This window comes from Soonwooa sp. T0.1_25, from assembly GCF_057652215.1.
This window is the reverse complement of record NZ_JBYFBZ010000003.1, coordinates 107,429-126,519: the sequence shown is the minus strand read 5'-3', so window position 1 is coordinate 126,519 and position 19,091 is coordinate 107,429. Positions and strand designations below refer to the sequence as shown.

At 34.2% G+C, this 19,091-nt stretch carries 19 protein-coding genes; 5 read left to right on the top strand and 14 right to left on the bottom strand.

All coding sequences use genetic code 11. From position 1 onward, the window contains the following. Positions 1-314: 314 nt before the first annotated feature. The gene (locus AC23MB_RS05780) at positions 315-569 is read left to right on the top strand and encodes a hypothetical protein (RefSeq protein ID WP_313029790.1); all 255 of its coding nucleotides are present in this window, start codon (positions 315-317) and stop codon (positions 567-569) included. 52 nt (positions 570-621) lie between these two features. Here AC23MB_RS05780 and AC23MB_RS05775 read toward each other — a convergent pair whose 3' ends face one another. From AC23MB_RS05775 to AC23MB_RS05740, 8 genes are all read right to left on the bottom strand, one after another. Continuing rightward, positions 622-1,113: a cupin domain-containing protein gene (locus tag AC23MB_RS05775; RefSeq protein ID WP_312323414.1), complete on the bottom strand. Its 492-nt coding sequence runs from the start codon at positions 1,111-1,113 to the stop codon at positions 622-624. Positions 1,114-1,132: 19 nt separating this feature from the next. Beyond that, complete coding sequence (locus tag AC23MB_RS05770) at positions 1,133-3,403, bottom strand: GH92 family glycosyl hydrolase (protein ID WP_487786738.1); 2,271 nt, start codon at positions 3,401-3,403, stop codon at positions 1,133-1,135. 13 nt (positions 3,404-3,416) lie between these two features. Next, positions 3,417-4,283, bottom strand: a complete 867-nt coding sequence (locus AC23MB_RS05765) for an ROK family protein (protein ID WP_487786737.1) — start codon at positions 4,281-4,283, stop codon at positions 3,417-3,419. 108 nt (positions 4,284-4,391) lie between these two features. Further along, positions 4,392-4,937 carry a T9SS type A sorting domain-containing protein gene (locus AC23MB_RS05760; RefSeq protein WP_312323411.1) on the bottom strand — a complete coding sequence of 182 codons (546 nt, stop codon included), beginning with the start codon at positions 4,935-4,937 and terminating at the stop codon, positions 4,392-4,394. Further along, positions 4,903-5,001 (bottom strand): hypothetical protein, encoded by a 99-nt coding sequence (locus tag AC23MB_RS05755; RefSeq protein WP_409456520.1) that lies wholly within the window; start codon positions 4,999-5,001, stop codon positions 4,903-4,905. Before AC23MB_RS05755 ends, AC23MB_RS05760 begins: the two co-directional genes overlap by 35 nt. Before the next feature lie 33 nt (positions 5,002-5,034). Further along, positions 5,035-5,226 carry a hypothetical protein gene (locus tag AC23MB_RS05750; protein WP_312323410.1) on the bottom strand — a complete coding sequence of 64 codons (192 nt, stop codon included), beginning with the start codon at positions 5,224-5,226 and terminating at the stop codon, positions 5,035-5,037. A 591-nt stretch (positions 5,227-5,817) separates the two neighbouring features. After that, positions 5,818-6,501, bottom strand: coding sequence for a glycoside hydrolase family 18 protein (locus AC23MB_RS05745; protein WP_374329097.1), 684 nt, complete (start codon positions 6,499-6,501; stop codon positions 5,818-5,820). A gap of 75 nt (positions 6,502-6,576) precedes the next feature. Next, positions 6,577-6,777 carry a hypothetical protein gene (locus AC23MB_RS05740; protein ID WP_312323409.1) on the bottom strand — a complete coding sequence of 67 codons (201 nt, stop codon included), beginning with the start codon at positions 6,775-6,777 and terminating at the stop codon, positions 6,577-6,579. A gap of 432 nt (positions 6,778-7,209) precedes the next feature. Here AC23MB_RS05740 and AC23MB_RS05735 point away from each other — a divergent pair, with 432 nt between their 5' ends. Continuing rightward, entirely contained in the window at positions 7,210-7,350 is a 141-nt protein-coding gene (locus AC23MB_RS05735) for a hypothetical protein (protein WP_374329089.1), read from the top strand. 169 nt (positions 7,351-7,519) lie between these two features. Here the strand turns inward: AC23MB_RS05735 and AC23MB_RS05730 are convergent, their stop codons facing one another. Next, positions 7,520-8,257 (bottom strand): AraC family transcriptional regulator, encoded by a 738-nt coding sequence (locus AC23MB_RS05730; RefSeq protein WP_487786736.1) that lies wholly within the window; start codon positions 8,255-8,257, stop codon positions 7,520-7,522. A 317-nt stretch (positions 8,258-8,574) separates the two neighbouring features. Here AC23MB_RS05730 and AC23MB_RS05725 point away from each other — a divergent pair, with 317 nt between their 5' ends. Next, entirely contained in the window at positions 8,575-9,051 is a 477-nt protein-coding gene (locus AC23MB_RS05725; RefSeq protein WP_312323373.1) for a SixA phosphatase family protein, read from the top strand. A 52-nt stretch (positions 9,052-9,103) separates the two neighbouring features. Here AC23MB_RS05725 and AC23MB_RS05720 read toward each other — a convergent pair whose 3' ends face one another. The 4 genes from AC23MB_RS05720 to AC23MB_RS05705 all read right to left on the bottom strand — a co-directional run bounded on the left by AC23MB_RS05720 (position 9,104) and on the right by AC23MB_RS05705 (position 10,464). Next, positions 9,104-9,394, bottom strand: a complete 291-nt coding sequence (locus AC23MB_RS05720) for a T9SS type A sorting domain-containing protein (protein WP_312323375.1) — start codon at positions 9,392-9,394, stop codon at positions 9,104-9,106. A gap of 89 nt (positions 9,395-9,483) precedes the next feature. Further along, the gene (locus AC23MB_RS05715; RefSeq protein WP_312323372.1) at positions 9,484-9,633 is read right to left on the bottom strand and encodes a hypothetical protein; all 150 of its coding nucleotides are present in this window, start codon (positions 9,631-9,633) and stop codon (positions 9,484-9,486) included. Between the two features lie 51 nt (positions 9,634-9,684). Beyond that, positions 9,685-10,260 (bottom strand): hypothetical protein, encoded by a 576-nt coding sequence (locus AC23MB_RS05710; RefSeq protein WP_487786735.1) that lies wholly within the window; start codon positions 10,258-10,260, stop codon positions 9,685-9,687. A 12-nt stretch (positions 10,261-10,272) separates the two neighbouring features. Continuing rightward, positions 10,273-10,464, bottom strand: coding sequence for a hypothetical protein (locus AC23MB_RS05705; protein WP_487786734.1), 192 nt, complete (start codon positions 10,462-10,464; stop codon positions 10,273-10,275). Between the two features lie 595 nt (positions 10,465-11,059). On the opposite strand from AC23MB_RS05705, the gene AC23MB_RS05700 reads away from it, so the two are divergent. Both AC23MB_RS05700 and AC23MB_RS05695 read left to right on the top strand, forming a co-directional pair. Continuing rightward, complete coding sequence (locus tag AC23MB_RS05700; protein WP_487786733.1) at positions 11,060-14,485, top strand: hypothetical protein; 3,426 nt, start codon at positions 11,060-11,062, stop codon at positions 14,483-14,485. Between the two features lie 18 nt (positions 14,486-14,503). Next, positions 14,504-15,649 carry a hypothetical protein gene (locus tag AC23MB_RS05695; RefSeq protein ID WP_312324512.1) on the top strand — a complete coding sequence of 382 codons (1,146 nt, stop codon included), beginning with the start codon at positions 14,504-14,506 and terminating at the stop codon, positions 15,647-15,649. 352 nt (positions 15,650-16,001) lie between these two features. Here AC23MB_RS05695 and alaS read toward each other — a convergent pair whose 3' ends face one another. Beyond that, positions 16,002-18,605 carry an alanine--tRNA ligase gene (gene alaS / locus AC23MB_RS05690; RefSeq protein WP_487786732.1) on the bottom strand — a complete coding sequence of 868 codons (2,604 nt, stop codon included), beginning with the start codon at positions 18,603-18,605 and terminating at the stop codon, positions 16,002-16,004. Positions 18,606-19,091: the final 486 nt, after the last annotated feature.

Here is a 19,091-nt window from a genome sequence, read left to right as displayed (position 1 = left end):
ATCTCATAATGAGATAGCCTTTTTTATACAAGACTACCATACCAAATAGAGAGTTGATTTCCAATACAAATCTATATTAGTTACAAAGCAAATTTGCGATAATTACAAGTTATAAAAAAATATATGTTTATCAGTAAAGTTGCCAGTATGACAATATTTCCATATCTTTCTCATTATGAATATAGTACAATTTATTGAAATGTTCCCCACAGAAGAAAGCTGTAAGCAACATTTAAAAGAATCCATAGAAAAAGAAGGTGTTATTATGTAAAAGTTGTGGTGGTGTAGATCATTATTTGCTAAAAAACAAGTGGATGTGGCAATGTATTGTTTGTAATTTTAGAACCTCACTGAGAAGCGGAACCATTTTAGAATCATCAAAACTTCCAATTCAGAAATGGTTTTTAGCAATGGCTTTTATGAGTTTTTCAAAAAAAGGAATTTCTACTAAAGAACTTCAAAGACAACTTTCTCACAAGAATTATGAACCTATTTGGTTGATGATGCATATATTACGTGCATCCATGGGACAGAGAGACGGTCAAAAAACATTCTCACAGAATCTATGAGAATGTTTTCTTAATGAAAATTAAAATAATATTGAATTACATATTTTAAATTCTAGCGACCAAAATCGTCCTGAAGTCTTACAATATCGTCTTCATTCGAAGGATTGGAAGCGTCAACGTGCTGCCAAATTTCTGCAACAACGCCCCAATTATCCAAACCAATCAAACGATGTCTTTCGCCTTGCTTTAGCTTGATTTGATCTTTTGGTTTGTATTCAACAAGTTCGCCTTCCTCGTCCGTTGGACTTCTTTTAATACCGACAGTACCTAAAACCACTTGCCAAATTTCAGCTCTTCTGTGGTGATACTGCCAACTTAATCTAGCTTCTGGCGCCACCAAAAGAATTTTTGGACTTAGCTTTCCACCGATTCTCAGCCCGTCCACATCTATACCATCAAAATAGATGTTTGCAAAATCTTGCGCCTGATTTTCATCAATTACAAAAAAACCTCCCCACGGTCTTGTGTCGTCTTTTGTAATGATATTAAAATTTTGTTCGTTCAGCATTTTTTCAACCTCATCAAAGATTTTATTCTTTTCCATTTATTGTTTATTTTAAATTTTACTTTTCTTTTGACATTGAGTAAGGGAAATCCTTTTCCTCACTTACTCTTTGTTTATTTGGAGTTTTATCCATTTTAAAATCCAAAACCGCGCCTTTCATCAATTCTTTATGACTTAACCAGTTTTTAGAATAAGCTTGATTATTCACCTTTAAACTATTGACATAAAGATTGTCAGCATTATTTTCTGGTGCGTTGATCTTGATTGAATTTCCGTTTTCTAAATGAATAATCGCATTCTTAAACAATGGCGCTCCCAAAACATATTGATCCGTCGCTGGCGTCACTGGATAAAAACCTAAAGCCGAGAAAATATACCAAGCCGAGGTCTGTCCATTATCCTCGTCACCACAATAACCATCAGGCGTTGGTTGATACAATTTATCCATAACCTTTCTTGTCCAATATTGCGTTTTGTATGGTGCTTCAGCATAGTTATAAAGATAAATCATGTGTTGTACCGGTTGATTTCCGTGGACATATTGTCCCATATCCATAATCTGCATTTCGCGAATTTCGTGGATTACAAAACCATAATAACTGTCATCGAAAACGGGAGGAATTGTAAAAATTTCGTCCAACTTTGCTTCGAATTTCTTTTTGCCACCTATTAAAGTAGCCAATCCATCAACATCTTGGAAAACCGACCACGTATAGTGTAGGCTATTTCCTTCCGTGAAAGCATCGCCCCATTTGTAAGGATTAAAAGGCGATTGGAATTTTCCGTCTTTGTTTTTGCCACGCATCCAACCTGTTTCTTTATCAAAAAGGTTTTTATAATTATAAGCTCTTTTTTTATAAATATCAATCTCCGAAGCTGGTTTCCCCAAAGCTTTTCCTAATTCATAAATTGCAAAATCATCATAAGCATATTCTAAAGTTCTAGCAGCATTTTCGTTAATTTTAACATCATAAGGCACATAACCCAAAGTATTGTAATAATCAACGCCTTTTCTACCGACCGCGCTCATCGGTCCTTCGTTGTTTGCACCGTGTTTTACAGCTTCCCAAAGTGTTTTGATGTCGTAACCGCGAAGACCTTTAAGATAAGCATCCGCGACAACCGACGCCGAATTATTCCCAATCATAATATCGGAATATCCAGGACTACTCCACTCTGGCAAAAATCGGCCTTCTTTATATGCATTAGCCAAACCTTCTTGCATTTCTACATTAATGCTTGGATAAACCAAATTCAACAATGGATATAACGCACGGAAAGTATCCCAAAAACCTGTACCAGCAAACATTCTTCCATCCATAATTTTTCCGTTGTATGGACTCCAATGTTTGATTTTGTTTTGAGCATCAATCTCATAAAGTTTTTGAGGGAAAAATAAAGTTCTGTACAACGACGAATAGAAAGTCCTTGTCTGTTGATCTGTTCCTCCCTTAACTTCGATTTTACTTAAAGTTTTGTTCCAAATATCTTTGGCTTCGGTTTTTACTTGATCAAAAGTTTTGTTAGCGATTTCTCTTTTTAAATTTAATTCAGCTTGTTCAAAACTGATAAAAGATGAAGCCACTTTTGCATAAACCGATTCTTTATTTTTAAGTTTAAAACCAACAACTGCACCAGCATGATTTGATGTAATTTCTAGTTGGTTATTTACAAATTGATCATCCTTCCAAGTTGTTGTTAAATCAAAATCTTTATCAAACTGAACAACAAAATAGTTTTTAAAATTCTCATATTTTCCTGAAGCATATTTGGTTGTATAGCCAATAATTTTGCGTTCTTTAGGAAGGATTTTAATATAAGAACCTTTGTCCAAAGCGTCGATAACCACGTAAGCACTGTCCGTTTTTGGAAAATCAAACTTAAAAAAAGACGCTCTTTCCGTTGGCGTGAAAGCGGTTGTAACATTCGCGTCTGCTAGATAAACGCTATAAAAATAAGGTGTTGAAATTTCAGCTTTGTGGCTAAACCAACTTGCTCTATCTTCCTCCTTAAATTTCGGTTTTCCAACACCTGGCATAATAGCAAAAGCGCCATAATCATTCATCCAAGGCGATGGCTGATGTGTTTGTTTAAAACCTCTAATTTTGTCTGCATCGTAACTGTAAGCCCAACCGTCGCCCATCTTTCCCGTTTGTGGCGTCCAAAGATTCATTCCCCACGGAAGTCCAACTGCAGGATACGTATTTCCGTTTGACAAAGACGGCTTCGACTGCGTCCCCATAAAAGGATTAACATAATCGACTGGCGAATTTTGACCAAAAACGATAAGATTAAAAAAAACAAAAAGTGAAGTAAATAAGAATTTCATTTTCATAATTTTATTAATAATTTGACGATTGTTTCAAGGCATAACTTGCGGCGCCAAGAATGGCTGCATCTTCAAAAATTGCAGATATTTTTATTGGTAAATTAATGTTATTATTCTCAAGATTATTAGTCAGTTTTTCCTGAAAATAAGGATAAGCTTTTGCAATATTACCGCCAATCACCAAAACTTTCGGATTATAAGCTTTGACATGTTGCACAACAAAATCACTGAAGTGATCCGCGTACTCATCAAAAATTATAGTTCGGAGGTCTTCTGATTTTTCTCGTAAATCTTTAGTACCAGAAATATCTGCGCCTGTTAATTCTTTATAACGTTTAATAGACCAATTGGTTGTCAAATAATTTTCAAAAATACTTGTTTTATATGGCGAATCCCACAAATCTTCGTCTGTTGTGATTTTGCCATCATAAAAAGTGCTCCCAAGTCCAGTTCCTAAAGTAATCCCAAAAACTCTTCTATGATTTTGAACTACACCATCAAAAATTTCGCCTTCCAAAAATGCAGCGGCATCATTAATAAAGTGAATTTGCTTCTCAGAAATCGAAAGTCGTTGCGCTAATTCTTTTTTAACATTCAAATTAATAATATTGAAAAATTTGACATATGCCATCAACGAAATTCCGATTTCGTAATCGAAAGGTCCACGCATCGCAACACCTAATAACACTACATTTTTATCGAGATTAGCAATAAGTTTTTGTATCGCCGAAACCCAAGCTGATAAAATAACTTGATTTTCGGCTAAAGAATCGACATGTTCTCGCAGATAAGTTGAAGCGATTGTTTCGCGGTTTTCGGTTGTTACTTGTGCCATCGTAATATGCGACCCACCAATGTCTATTCCTACAATTTGTTTCATTTTATTTTGGCTTAAAAATAAGATAAACAAGCGCAAATCTGACATTTTTAAACGTCAAATTTGCGCCTTGATTTTAAAAAAAAAATTTAAATATATATGAAAAAAGTGTTATTTAACCCTTGTTTTTCGAGAATCAATAATATTATTATCTGTTGACTGAACCTTGTACATGTAAAGTCCTGTACCTAAGTGAGAAGAACTTACCGAAGCCTTTTCTCCTGACACTTTTTGAGTTTTCACCAACTTGCCAATAGCGTCGTTAAGCGAAATAGTTGCAGACTTTTCTTTAGTTACAAAGTGAATATCGTGACCTTTTTTAACTGGATTAGGATAGATTTTAGTTTTAGCAGAAGCAACATCATTAACTGCCATATCTACCGCACAAGCTACATCTGTACTCCAGTTAGCATCTGTCATACTACTCAAAATTGCGAAATGCGTGATAGCCGTTTGGTCAAAAGCCTCTACACCACTATCTTTGTTGAACTTCCAGTTAGCCTCTAATCCAGCAGCATTTGGTGCTACAATACATTGCATTGCTACAACTTCCTCTGCAGATAAAGCTCTTGTCCAAACTCTAAATTCGTCCAAGAAAGCGTTAAGTCTTCTGTCGTTATTATTAGAATTTCTTGCCGGTAAAAAAAAAATTACCATTTGCGTTAAATGCTCCCGAAACTGCAGCTGTTGCATCTAAAGCACCATTAAGATAAAGTTTCATAGCTGTAACATCGTAAGTTGCTGCAATGTGATATCAAGCATTTTTGTTAAATTTAGTCGCGGATTTCAATTTAACTTGCGCTCCACCAATACTTATAACAAATTGTAAATAATCACCCGTTGGGATATCACCATCACCAAAGCGTAATAAAGCCAAGTTGTTGTCACCTCCTTCGATACCTGCAACAGATGAAATATATGGGAAATTTGCTTGGAAAGCATTCATTTTAACCCAACCTTCAAGCGTTAATGCATTACCACTAATATTAAAACTACCGGCATCAAGATAATTGGTGGTTCCATTGAACGAAAGCGAACGATTACCTATACTTTGTACCGGTGTGAAACCACTTTTGAATGTAGACTCTGCAGAATAAGCACTTGATTGTCCTCCACAAGATCCTTGTACTTTGGCAGGATCAGTTGTATTAGGTGTTAAACCTTGTAAGTCATAATTATTACTCGTTACATTATTAACTGTTGTCTAATCTGATGCTGTTGAAGCTTTGTACTGAATAGTATAAGAACCTACATTGGTAGCCGTTCACGACACAATTGTAGATGTTCCTTTATAATTAGAGGAAGACAAATTATATGGAGGAACGCATCCATTACCACTATTAAAACGAGGTGCAAAAATATAAGTACTCGTTAAAGAAGCCGAACAAGAAGATTGAATTCTCTAGTCATATTCTGTATTTGCCGTTAAATTATTAATCGAAAGACCACTTCCAGAATAATTAGTAGCTGCTGATATCCAATTTGATAAGTTTGCTAATTTATAATCGATGTTATAAGTTTTAGTAGAGTCGCCAGTTCAAGAAAGCGTTGCGAAAGTTCCTGCTAAATTAATAGCATCTAGACCAATTGGTGGTTCGCAAGTTACTCCCGATGTCCAAGCATAAGTTTGTCCTGACAAAGTCGTTGCCTCACCATACAAATTATTAGTAGAAGTAGAAATCTTAGCCGATGCATCTCCTTGACGAAGGTCGTACCAAACAATCACGCCATAACCATCGGTTTTTGTTCTTGTAGATTGTGTATTAATAGTAGCTGTAGAAGTCGATTGTACATTAAAAGCTGCTGCACCTAATTTTGATTTTGTTAAAGGTGGAACTGCAGTCGACATCTGCGTCATGTATGTTCCGTACAACCCATTGTAAGCATAATTGATATAGTTACCCGCGCGATCAGCCCCACTTGTCAAATAAATTGTTGGTATTGGCGCACCAAACGCGTCAGAATAATCATATAGCGTGAAAAGTTTATCTGGCATCGCTGCTTTTAACTCTTGTAAAAGCATTGTGAAAGATGCAGGATTTTTGATATTACCCGTTTTGGGATATCCCGCATATTCGTCATCAAAGTCAATACCCTCAAGACCATAAGTATAGACTGTATTTGCTAATTGAAGTGCAAAATCTTTCGCAGCTTCTTGTGTCTGAAAGTTAAGAATTCCAGCGCCTTGATAGTTACCTATAAGACTCAAAAGAACTTTAATACCTTTAGCTTGTAATGGTCTTACATACGGACTAACATCGTTAAGAACTTTTGTAACGTTGTTATTTTTGTAAATTTAAGCACGAACTTTAGCAGCATCATAATTAATATTTCCAGCAAAAATTATCGCCGAATCAAAGGCTTGCTTTCCAGACGTTGCCAAAGTGTAAAAACCTACGTTAAGTAAGTTATTATTGTTAACTTCTACATAGCAGAAGGTTTGAGGATTTTGCTGTGCTTCAACTTGTGTCGATAACAAGCCTGCAAGCAACATCATAAGAAGAGATTGTTTCTTAATATTAGATGTTTTTTAAGTTAGTAAAATTTGAAATAGGTGTATATATACATTTGTGTGTTCTTATTAAAATTACAATCGTTTAATAATTAACCTAAATTCGGGATGAGAAAGTTATCGTCAGTTCGAGTAGATTTTGCTAAAAATAGTATCGAAAACTTATCAATAAAACTTCTCGATACTAAATCTTTAAGATTTTTACTCCTTTAGATTTGTAACAAGAAAAGAGATAACTTTAAGATAAAGAGAAAAGTGTTTAAGTAAACTAATATTTACTCAGAGTTGTGGCTAATATTTCGATTTATACTTAAACACTTCTTATCATAAAATCCAATAGAAATTCGGGTTTAAAACCCATTATAAAGGAGTTGAGCTATTGATAAGTTTCTCTTTAAAATCTTAAAAATCAAAGTTATGGAAAAAGTTTTTATTGCAGTAGATGTTAGCAAATTTACCTTGGATTTATTTGTAAAATCCAACAAAACGGAAAAGCATTATCAAATTAAAAACGATGTTAAAGAGATTAAAAAGTTTCTCAAATTATTAAAATATTAGAAAAAAAGAGGCTTTGTCTACAAATTGTAGATGCTGTCTATCAAAAATACTATTCAATTTTCTTAATTCCGGCAAATTGTTCCTTAAAACCGGAAGGCGTTGTATTCTTAACCGACTTAAAAATCTTGTTGAAGTTCGCGATATTTTTAAATCCTGCTTCAAAAGCAATCTACGAAATTGTCATGTTGCGATCCAACATCCAACGCACCGTGTAACTCACCCGAATATCATTAAGATAATTAATAAAAGTCTTTCCTGTCCTTTGTTTTATAAAACGGTTAAAAGTCGGGATACTTATGTTAACCAATGCTGCGATATCGTTTAACATAATTTTGGATTTAAAATTTTGATGCACATAATCATGTACAATTTGCATCGTGTATTTATATGAAAATTTCTCCTGCTCTATGCTGTACGAAGATAAAAGCGTGCGGTCTTTAGAATTAGCGAGTTGGTTGAGAATTTTCATAACCTCAACAAAAGAATCGAAACTGTTCATTTTTGATAAATTCAAAAGCGAATTCTTTAGTTTTTCGGCAGTTTCTTGGGAAAATAAAATCCCTTTGATCGAATCGGGCATCAAATTACTAATCGGTTTAAAAATATTTTTAGCCATTAATGCCTGCGAAAAAAAATCTTGATTAAACTGGATTGTAATCTCGTGCGATCTCTTACTTTTACAATTATGATTTGCACAACAATGCGGCAGATTGGGTCCAATTAAAACCAGCTCTAGGTCATCGATTTCGTCAGAATGATCTCCCACAACTCTTTTATAAGCTTTCCCATGAACGATAAAATTAAGTTCGACTTGGGGATGATAATGGTACGGAAATTCAAAAGATTTATGAATATGATCAAAAACCAAAAAGCTGTCTTCTGACGACAAAGGCGTTATCTCGCGCAATATATTTTCTAAATGACTCTTGATTTCGTTACCATTTCAATTATAATTTCCGTAAATATATACTTAAATTAATAAATTTAATATACTTCTTTATTTATATGAGAGTTTAATTTCAAAAATAATCCAACATTACAAATCACCACAAAGCATTCATTATCAACACTTTAAATTTAAACGAAATTAAATTTAGAAAAATAAATAAAATCTGCTTTTTTAAATTAAAACAGAAAATTTTATGCATATCAGATTGATTTTCAAATTAATTAAATTTTGAAAAGATTTTTTTCCTAATTTTATTTCTAAAGAAAAAAAAGCACATGAAAACAATTTTACTCATAAGACATGCCAAGAGCGACTGGCCAGAAGGCGTGGAAGATTTTGACCGCCCACTTACCGAAATAGGAGAAGAAAATGCCCCAAGAATGGCGAATTTCCTAAAAAATAAATCCGTTAACATCGATACTTTTATTAGTAGTCCTGCTAAAAGAGCACAGGATACTTGCGCGCTATTTTCTAAAGTTTTCGACAAAAATTTTTCGACTGAGCATCAACTTTATAACGCGCGAGAACAACATTTTGAAAACGTAATCTACGGACTTCCAAAGGATAGCAATTGTGTCGCTATATTTTCGCACAATAATGGTATTTCGAATTTTGCAAATTATTTAACGGACGAAATTATAAATCTTCCAACTTGCGGTGTTGCAGCCTACCAAGTAGATTGCGAAGATTGGTCAGATTTTGAAATGGCCAACAAAAAATTCTTGTATTTCTACTCTCCCAAAAATATTTGATAAAAAAGGCTTTCAATTTAAATGGAAAGCCTTTTTCTTCACACACTTGTAATTATTTAATTACCAACTTTTTAGAAATCCTGTTACCTTCTGGTGTATTAATAACCAAGATAAGATTCTTAGTTCCTTTTGCAGCTTGAGCAAAAACAACTTTAATGTGGTTAATACCATTTGATAAATTTTCATTTTCATATTTTATAAGTTTACCATCAAGCGAATAAAGCTCGATTTTTGCAACGCCATCTTTCGAAGTTCTCAGATCAATATTAATGTCATCAATAACGAGATTAGGATATACATTAACTGTCAGTTTACTGGCCTCCACCCCATTGCTAGCTACCACCAATTCTGGGATATTAACAATCCATCCGTAAGCAAAAACTGCAGATCCATCTTCAAAACTAATAATAAATTTTCCATTTGGAGAAAGTGCTAAGGCTGGCCCATATTGTTAGCAGTACCACCACTTTGGACTGTAACGCCTCTCGATTCTAAATATGCTTTCATATCTAATGGTGTAGTACCCAAATTCGGATGATATATCGTTGCAGAACGGTTACTTTGCCCAGCAGTATACCACATTCCTATAATAGTCCCATCCTCTGAAATGCTTGAAAACGCACCTCCAAAATATTAAGCGTGATTAGGGTTTGCAAACTGCGTATATGTATCTTTGGCAGGATCGTAGATAAATGGTAAATTATCAAGTTGTCCAACCGCTACCCCATTATTATTATTAATGGCTTTAACTTCGTTATTAATAACCTGTGGCAAATTCCCGTTGTTATTTTTGATGCACTTAAAAACACCAGAATTACTATATAAAGTCGGCACTCTTCTCGTACTCGTCAACGGAATCTCAATCCATCCTGCAGTATCTCCGGCATTATTAACTGTTAAAAAAGTTCCGTCTACGAAATCGGAATTCGACGCTCTACTGGTAACTCCTATTGTTGTATCGAATATGAAAGATAGTACAATATCTTTTTGTAATTGATTATTAAATAAGCCTATACTTCCGACAATATACTTTCCATTTTCTGAAATTTGATACGGAACCCCTTCTGTATATAAAGTTGAATTAACCGTATTTGGTGGCAATGGTATTGAAGTCCAAGAATCGTTACCATTCAGCTTGTAAGACGCAACCTTTTGAACACCAACAGTAACAACGGCAGTCATATCGCCATTATTATTAATAGACCTCAATCTATAAACTACTCATTCTTTAGGAGTTACCACCTTCGTAGTCCAATCATACATTAATCCAAAACCAACTGCTACGCCATTATCATTAATATCTTGAAACGCTGAATTGGGTTGTGTAATCTTTCTATATTCTTGCGCACTCATTGTAGAAGACACAAGAAGCATTGCTCCACAAAGTTGTAAAAGTAAATTTTTCTTTTTCATATTATTTAAGTTGTTATTTATCTCAACAATATTAAAACAAGCATCGAAAAGCTACATTTAATGCTATTTTAAAATGCCTGATTTTTTAAACAAAAATTTAATAGATGATTAATATTTAACCTATTAAAAAAATAATTTTGATAAGTAAAATGGCAGTTAATTCCGTTTTAAAAAGTCTTTAGGTTACCAATTTTAACAACTGAAACGCAAGTATTTTAATATCTATAGAGCACAAAAACCTAAGTTATGATTATCAATAAAATCTCTAATAATCTTCCAAAATATCAAAAAACAGTTTTTGACAATCTGTCTACAAAAACAAAAACAACTGTCAACAAAAACCAATCAATATTCTGATAAACAACACATTAAACAGACTACCCTTCTAGGTAGTAGACGGAACTACCTTATAACTACCTCAGTGAAGTTTAGTTTTAATTTTAAAATAAAACATCTTTGTCAGCAAGATTGAAACACCCGAGTTAAGTACTTATAAATGTCTAACTCAAAACCATTAACCAACTAACGAAAAACTAAAATTATGCTGAGAAGAAAATGTTCAATTCTCCTCCTGTTTGGGGTGACGTTATTTCCCATGACACTAGTCAACGCTCAACTTGGCCAGATTACATCAGTTATTAGTATTGCAAGCAAGTATGCAACCTTACTGAAGTCTAACCAAAATGACGTTATATACGCTGATGAGAATCTCAAAGATGAAATCGACGAGCATGTCAAGATTGCGATTATTCCTTTTAATACAGCGATATCGTACATCAAACCTTTAGATTACACCGAAGAAATTGCTGAACAACAATTTGAAAATCAACAGATGATTGGTAAATTGTTGCAAGAACAGTTTTGGGATGTATTTGATAATTACAAATCCGAAATCTATTTACAAGACATAAGAATAACAAATAAACTTCTTCAGGATATTGGCTACTTCTTACATCCAGGCGACTATCCACCATCATATTTAGCTAAATTGTTAAATGTCGACGCCGTGCTTATTTGTACGTATGACCTAGAAGTCGATAATCAAAAAACTGGTTGGCAGAACCTTTCTAAAGCTTTAAGTGATTTAGCAATATCTCAGCTTAAAGGAAATATTCCTGGGCTACAAGCGCTTAAGTTTATAAAAAATCCAAATGCTTTAATAGACGCAATTACAAAACCTGGTGAGTTTTATCAAAAATTAAAATCTGGAGATATTGCCGCAATTACGTCAATTGCTGGATCTCTTCTTCCCGAAGGTAATTGGCAAAAAGTTGCAGAAATTGCAGCAAAAAATTCAAAAACGATAACTAAACTTACGAAAGGCGATACCTCAAATTTATTTAGTGATTTAGTTTCCAATAATGCTAGCTTATTAGGCAGCGAACTTAACCTTAACCCTCAAGTTGTCAAGTTGATACAAAACAACACCAAAGTTGTACAGAATGTAATTGACGGCAATACGAAAGGGATTATGTTCGATATTATTTCTAGTAATGTAACGAGTATTACGAGCAAATATGCAGGTGAGCAAAATTCGTTTTTGACAACGGCGCTTAGCAACAATGCAAGTATTATTGCAAAGTTAGCGACGGGTGACACTAGCAATTTGTTAAATGATGTTCTTGACAAAAATATCGGTCAAGTAACCAACATGATTGGCGGTAATAATGCGTCTTTTTATTCTAATTTAATATTGAATAATAAAGAACTAGTTGGTAAAGCATTGAAGGGTGACTTCACAGCATTGACAACAGATTTATTAGTTAATAATATTTCTTTAATTGGTGAAAAACTTCCACTAGGTGAAGCTCAAAAATATGCCGCTTTATTAACCAATAAAGAAGCTATTAAAGGATTATTGTCTGGTAATACGCAATCAATTATTTCGACTTTAACACAAAGTGGAGCGCAGCTTTTCGGAGATCAAATAGGAAATGCGGATGTACAAAAATTTGCAAAACTCATTGCAAACAATAGAGAATTTATCCAAAGTACTATCGATGGCGATCCAAAAAAAATACTGAATTCCTTATTAAGTAAAGACAGTAATATTCTTGGGACAGCACTAGACGCAGCACAGTTGGGAAAATTTGGAGAAATCCTAAGTAACAATTCTGATATTATTGTCAAAATAGCTTCTGGCGATACTTCTAATCTTTTGCAAGATATGTTAAGCAAAAACATTTCTACCATATCAGGAATGGTGCCGGCAACTTCTTCTAATTTTTACACAGATTTAATTGTAAAAAATAAAAATCTTTTTGCGAAAGCTGTTAGTGGTGATTTTACATCTTTCACAAGTGATTTACTAAGTAACAATGCTTCTTTAATTGGTGAAATTTTACCATCAGAAGAAGCAAAAAATTACGCTTCTCTTCTTACAAACAAAGAAGCTATCACCGGGCTTTTATCTTTTGATACACAAATGATTGTAACTAATTTGACAGAAAATGGTTTGAAAATCTTCGGAGATCAAATACAAAATGTTGATATTCAGAAATTTGCAAAACTACTTGGCAACAACAAAGATTTTTTACGAAATGCGATGAATGGCGATGCTAAAAGTATGATGACATCCTTACTTAGCAAAGATGCCAATATCTTCGGAACTGTGCTGGACAAAAATCAGTTGGGCGAATTCGGAAATATTTTAATTGACAACCAAGAGCTTATCGGCAAGCTAGCATCTGGAGATACGTCTAATGCTTGGCAAGAGGCTTTGGGTAATAATGTTGGGCGATTGGTAGGTAGTTTCGGAGACGAGTCAACTTCATTTTATACCAATTTAATTTTAAAAAATAAAGACCAATTGGGAGGAATCATCAAAGGTGATTATTCTGGATTGGTGAATATGGCTCTAGCGAATAGCAGTCAAATTATTGGTAACAAATTATCGACAGATGGCGTCCAAAAATATGCTTCAATATTAACGGATAAAAACAACATCAGCAGTTTAATAGATCTTGATCAAGAATCGATTATTAATAATCTTAGCCAAAACGGAACTCAACTTTTCGGAAACAAATTAGAAGGTATCGATATCCAGCAACTTGGTTTATTTATCAGTAATAACAAAGATTTTATCAGCAATATCAACAGCGGAAATATCCAAAACATTATCACTGGTTTATTACAGCAAAACAGAAATCTTTTTGGTGTAGAACTTAACTTCAGCCAGATTGGACAATTCGCTCAGATTATCGGCAGTTCGACAACTTTGTTAGGCGATTTACTTAATGACAATTCGCCTTCAGGAACGCTTAAAGTTTGGTTTTCAGGTTTAAAAACGGGGCTTAATGACAATGCTATTTCCAAAGCTTCGGACTTGTTACTTAATAATAAAGAAGGTATTTTGTCTCTTCTAAAGGGTGATAAAATCCAACTCGCAAATCTTCTTGGTAACGACGAAGCCACAGCAAATATTCTAATTGATAACCGTTCAAAAATTAATCAATTATTAGGTATTGCAGCCGACGAAGATTTTACAATTCTTAATAAAACACCAGAAGAATTGGAAGTACTTGCGTACAGATTATCTGATACCAAAGAAGTCCTTAATGGTATTGTAAAAGGCGATCATCAGGAGATTATGGCAAGTTATGCTAATGATAATTTAGGCATTGATAAAAACTTGTTTGCACAAATTTCTAAAGGATTAACGCAAGAACAAAAAACTGTTGCCGAAGTTATCGTGAATTCTAAAATCAACCAAATGTTATTAAATGACATGATCGATTTACAATTCTTTGATTTTGGAAAAGATGCATTATCTCACAAATATGATACGGTAAGCCTGCGTGAAAAAACATTTTCGCAAACGACGGCTTCTATCCTAGATCCAACATTAGATCCGAAAGACAAATCAAAATTTACCATTAACGTCTTCGGAAAAGATAGCGACAAAGTGCTTTGGCAATACATCAACGAGAATTCTAAAACCAGAATTTACGACATGTCAAAAACCGTAGTCAATGTTATCAAGAGACTCAACAAGAATTTCCCTTATTTCAACAATAACTAACAAACAAATCTTAACATCATGAAAAAATTTTTACTTTCTGCGCTTCTCCTTGTAGCAGCGTCACAAGTTAATGCCCAAATGGCGATGCCTCCAACAAAGGCAGTTACCAAAGCTATTAAGAAAAATCCACAAATCCTTAATGCAATTAATGCTAATCCACAGTTAATCAATTCATTAAACATGAATGAAAAATTATTGGATGCAATTGTGGACGAACCTCAAGTTCTAAATTTAATAATTGCTAACCCGAACATTATCAATACAATCAATGCAAGTCCAGATTTTTTAAAATTATTGACTAAAAATGAAGATGTTGTTTTAGCACTTAGTCTTAATCCAAATATTGTTAATACATTAAATAGCAATCCAGCATTGATTAATAGTTTAATCAAAAAACCAAAAACAATCAGCCAAATCGCAGGTTCTACAGCTAATCTAGGTAATATGATGGTTCAGTCGACTGGTACAGTGACGACAAAAGCAACTGAAGAAAAGAAAAAACCTAGTCTTGGAAACATGATTGTGGGTGCTGCAACTAATGGAATTATTGGTACAGATCCTTTTACTTCAGGAAAATTATTCCAAAAAAGTACTGAGCTACAAACGAGTTTGGATAAGTCAAAAAACAAAAATATTTTCCTGTCAAAACGTTATGACGACTATATTACAGCACATAAGACTGTAGCAATTATTCCTTTTTCTGTTGACATAGAAGGTGAAAACAAAAAACAAATTACCAGTAAAAAAGAACGTGTCCGCAACGAAAAAGAAATAGAAGAAAAAGTACAAGAAAGTCTTTACAAATTTTTGTTAAGAAATCAAAATAGTTACTCTATTGAATTTCAAGACATTAGCACAACTAATCTTAAACTAAAAAATAGCGGCATTATGTCGACACTCTATACAACGAGCAAAGAAGAAATTGCGAAAGCATTAGGAGTTGACGCTGTTATCGCTGGAGATTATGTGCAAAAAATGAACAACAAAGAAAGCAAATCAGGTATCATCAAAATTACCTTATTCGACGGTGCTTCTGGCGATTGGGTTTGGAAATTGGACGAGAATGCTGGTTCTAAATATTCTCTAATCGATGAAACTGACAAACTAATGAATAATCTTATGGACAAAGTGGTTAACTACTTCCCATACAGAATGGCAAAATAAGAGCAAGTAGGTGATTTGTATTGTTTGAAAAAGGAAACTGTAACAATCATTCGACAATAATTTTCATTTGTAAAATCTCTATGTCTGCCTTTGAACACGCAACTTTATCATAGATTTCAGTATTTCAATCTAACTTACAAATGTATTTTAAAATCAAATTCATTGGAAAACTTCTACTTGCTTTATCGTTTTCTTTTGGAAGTCGAATGATCTGTTACTTTTTCTTTTCTTAAGATTAAAAAACGCTAAAAATCATCAATATATTTAACCTTTTTTCAGTTCACGGAAAAGCAAAATCGGGAGCAACTTTGTTGCTCCCGATTCTTTATTTTTAATAAGCTTTTAGACTATCTTACAATCCTAAAGCCTTTTGATAAGCATTTTCCAATCCATCCAAATTCTTTCCACCAGCAGTCGCAAAACCTGGATTTCCGCCACCGCCGCCTTGGATTTCTTTTGCCAAATCTTTTACAATCGTTCCAGCTTGGTAATTTGATTCCAAATCTGCTGAAACACCAACAGTTATCATTGGTTTTCCGTCAGCGTCAGAAAGGATAATCGTTACAGAATTTGGAATTTCACGTTTCAATTCGAAAACGATGTCTTTTACAGAAGCAGCGTCCAAAGAGGTTTTCTTTACTAATAATTGTTTGTCGCCTTTTTGTTCGTAAGCGTTTTTCCAATCGGAGATTTCGCCTTTTGCTTTTTCTTTTTTGAAAGCGTCTAATTCAACTTTTAAAAGGTGATTTTCTTCCATTAATTTCTCAACAGATTTCAAAACATCTTTTGATTTCAATAATTGAGAAAGCTCGGAAATCTGATTTTCTAAAGACTGATAATATTCTTGCGCTTTATCGCCCGAAATAGCTTCAATTCTTCTAATTCCAGCTGCCGCAGAAGCTTCTGAAACCAATTTAAAATGTCCGATTTCACCAGTTGATTTCACGTGCGTTCCACCACAAAGTTCTTTCGAACTTCCAAACTGAATCATTCTAACATTATCGCCATATTTTTCACCAAATAAAGCCATCGCACCTTTATCCAAAGCTTCCTGAATTGGGATATTTCTGAACTCTTGAAGCGCAATATTTTCTTTGATTTTATCGTTTACTTTTTCCTCAACCAGAGCCAATTCTTCCTCATTCATTTTACTGAAATGCGAGAAGTCGAAACGCAAATAATCTGGACCAACATAAGAACCTTTTTGCTCAACATGCGTTCCCAAAACGTCTCTCAAAGCTTCATGCAATAAGTGTGTACCCGAGTGATTTCCTTGAGAATTTCTTCTATCAGCCGAATTTACTTTCGCATAGAAAACTGCAGAAACGTCTTTCGGAAGTTCTTTAATTAAAGAAATAATTAAATTATTTTCTTTTTTAGTTTCTAAAACTTCGATGTTTTCAACCGCATTTTCGATAGTTCCTTTGTCGCCAACTTGTCCACCTCCTTCTGGGTAGAAAGGCGTATTGTCTAAAACAATTTGATAAAACTCGCCGTCTTTATTTTCAATTTTTCGGTAACGAGTGATGACAACTTCGTTTTCCGTTTTGTCATAACCAACGAAAGTTTCTGGCTTTTCTTCTAAAACAACCCAATCATAAACTTTCGCTGCCGAATCTTTTTTAGAACGTTGTTTTTGCTTTTGCAATTCAGCTTCGAAACCTGCCTCATCAATCGTCAAACCTTTTTCTTCTGCGATAATTCTCGTTAAATCATCTGGAAAACCGTAAGTATCGTACAATTCGAAAACTTCTTCGCTTGGAAGTACTTTTTCTCCTTTTGAAATCGTTTGTTCAATTAGTTTTTGTACTCTTACCAAACCGTTTTCAATCGTTCTTAAGAAAGAAATTTCTTCTTCTTTAATAACTTCTGTCACCAAGGTTTCTTGCTTCACGATTTCTGGGAAAGTTGCGCCCATTTGGTTTTTCAAAACATCAACCAACTGATGAAGGAAAGCTTCTTTCATGCCTAAAAAACGATAAGCATAAGAAATTCCTCTTCTCAAAATTCTACGGATAACATAACCCGCTCCGTTGTTAGAAGGCAGCTGTCCATCGGCAATTGCAAACGAAACTGCACGAATATGATCCACCACAACACGGATTGCGATGTCTTTTTCGTCAGTTAAAATTCCTGTATATTTTTTCCCTGAAAGTTCTTCAACCTTCGCAATTAAAGGTGTGAAAACATCAGTATCATAATTTGATTCTTTGTGTTGTAAAGCCATACAAAGACGCTCGAAGCCCATTCCGGTATCGATATGTTTTGCTGGAAGATTTTCTAAACTTCCGTCTGCTTTACGGTTGTATTGCATGAAAACGAGATTCCAAATTTCTACAACTTGCGGATGGTCGTTGTTTACCAATTCAAGACCAGAAATTTTTGCTATTTCTTCAGCACTTCTCAAATCTACATGAATTTCCGAACATGGTCCACAAGGTCCACTTGCGCCCATCTCCCAGAAATTATCTTTTTTGTTTCCGTTGATAATGCGGCTTTCATCAATATGAGCTTTCCAAAAATCATAAGCTTCGGTATCTCTATCCAAATTTTCGGAAGCATCGCCTTCAAAAATAGTTACGTAAAGATTTTCCTTTGGAATTCCATAAACTTTTGTCAACAATTCCCAAGCCCAGTCGATGGCTTCTTTCTTGAAATAATCGCCAAAAGACCAGTTGCCCAACATTTCGAACATTGTGTGGTGATAGGTATCACGACCAACATCGTCCAAATCGTTGTGCTTTCCTGAAACTCTTAAACATTTTTGTGTATCAGCAATTCTTGAAGCTTTTGGCTCTTTATACCCTAAAAAATAATCCTTGAACTGCGTCATCCCCGAATTGGAGAACATCAAAGTAGGATCATCTTTCAAAACAATTGGCGCAGAAGGCACAATAAGGTGCTCTTTGCTTTTGAAAAAGTCTAAAAATTGCTGGCGTATTTCTTGTGAAGTCATATTTATTCAAGTTTTGGAGTTTTGAGTTTTAGGTTTAAAGTTTTTCAACTTAGTTCTTGGCTCTCAACTCTTGTCTTTGTAATTTACAAGATGCAAATTTAGTGAATTTTATCATCTTTTTGGATAGAAAAAATAAGAGCCTGCTTAAAATTTTACCAAAACTTTTTTTTGAAGCGTTCCAACCTTATTTGCTAAATTTTCATGCCTCTTTGAGCCTATTTCTCACTTCATATTTTTGATTTATCCCGATAAATCTTCAAATATGAAGCAAAAAATCCATCTCAAATTGTCTATAAAAATTTTAGCAATAAAATATAAACAGACTCTAAGCTTTTCGATGGAAATAAAACTAAAAAACCAAAATCCTCAACGAATCCGAAATTGCGGCCGGGATAGTAAGGGCGCGACTGAAAGGAGCGGTCTGAAGAAAAGGCGTTGGAAAAGCGGAGCTTTCTGAAGACGAAACCCCTGAATAGCCCGAATTGT

Excerpts from the sequence above, each read along its gene's own strand:
- AC23MB_RS05780 (WP_313029790.1), top strand. The coding sequence starts at position 315 with ATGTGGCAATGTATTGTTTGTAATTTTAGAACCTCACTGAGAAGCGGA.
- AC23MB_RS05775 (WP_312323414.1), bottom strand. The coding sequence starts at position 1,113 with ATGGAAAAGAATAAAATCTTTGATGAGGTTGAAAAAATGCTGAACGAA.
- AC23MB_RS05770 (WP_487786738.1), bottom strand. The coding sequence starts at position 3,403 with ATGAAATTCTTATTTACTTCACTTTTTGTTTTTTTTAATCTTATCGTT.
- AC23MB_RS05765 (WP_487786737.1), bottom strand. The coding sequence starts at position 4,283 with ATGAAACAAATTGTAGGAATAGACATTGGTGGGTCGCATATTACGATG.
- AC23MB_RS05760 (WP_312323411.1), bottom strand. The coding sequence starts at position 4,937 with ATGGTAATTTTTTTTTTACCGGCAAGAAATTCTAATAATAACGACAGA.
- AC23MB_RS05755 (WP_409456520.1), bottom strand. The coding sequence starts at position 5,001 with ATGAAACTTTATCTTAATGGTGCTTTAGATGCAACAGCTGCAGTTTCG.
- AC23MB_RS05750 (WP_312323410.1), bottom strand. The coding sequence starts at position 5,226 with ATGAATGCTTTCCAAGCAAATTTCCCATATATTTCATCTGTTGCAGGT.
- AC23MB_RS05740 (WP_312323409.1), bottom strand. The coding sequence starts at position 6,777 with ATGATGTTGCTTGCAGGCTTGTTATCGACACAAGTTGAAGCACAGCAA.
- AC23MB_RS05735 (WP_374329089.1), top strand. The coding sequence starts at position 7,210 with ATGGAAAAAGTTTTTATTGCAGTAGATGTTAGCAAATTTACCTTGGAT.
- AC23MB_RS05725 (WP_312323373.1), top strand. The coding sequence starts at position 8,575 with ATGAAAACAATTTTACTCATAAGACATGCCAAGAGCGACTGGCCAGAA.
- AC23MB_RS05715 (WP_312323372.1), bottom strand. The coding sequence starts at position 9,633 with ATGTGGTATACTGCTGGGCAAAGTAACCGTTCTGCAACGATATATCAT.
- AC23MB_RS05705 (WP_487786734.1), bottom strand. The coding sequence starts at position 10,464 with ATGAAAAAGAAAAATTTACTTTTACAACTTTGTGGAGCAATGCTTCTT.
- AC23MB_RS05700 (WP_487786733.1), top strand. The coding sequence starts at position 11,060 with ATGACACTAGTCAACGCTCAACTTGGCCAGATTACATCAGTTATTAGT.
- AC23MB_RS05695 (WP_312324512.1), top strand. The coding sequence starts at position 14,504 with ATGAAAAAATTTTTACTTTCTGCGCTTCTCCTTGTAGCAGCGTCACAA.
- alaS (WP_487786732.1), bottom strand. The coding sequence starts at position 18,605 with ATGACTTCACAAGAAATACGCCAGCAATTTTTAGACTTTTTCAAAAGC.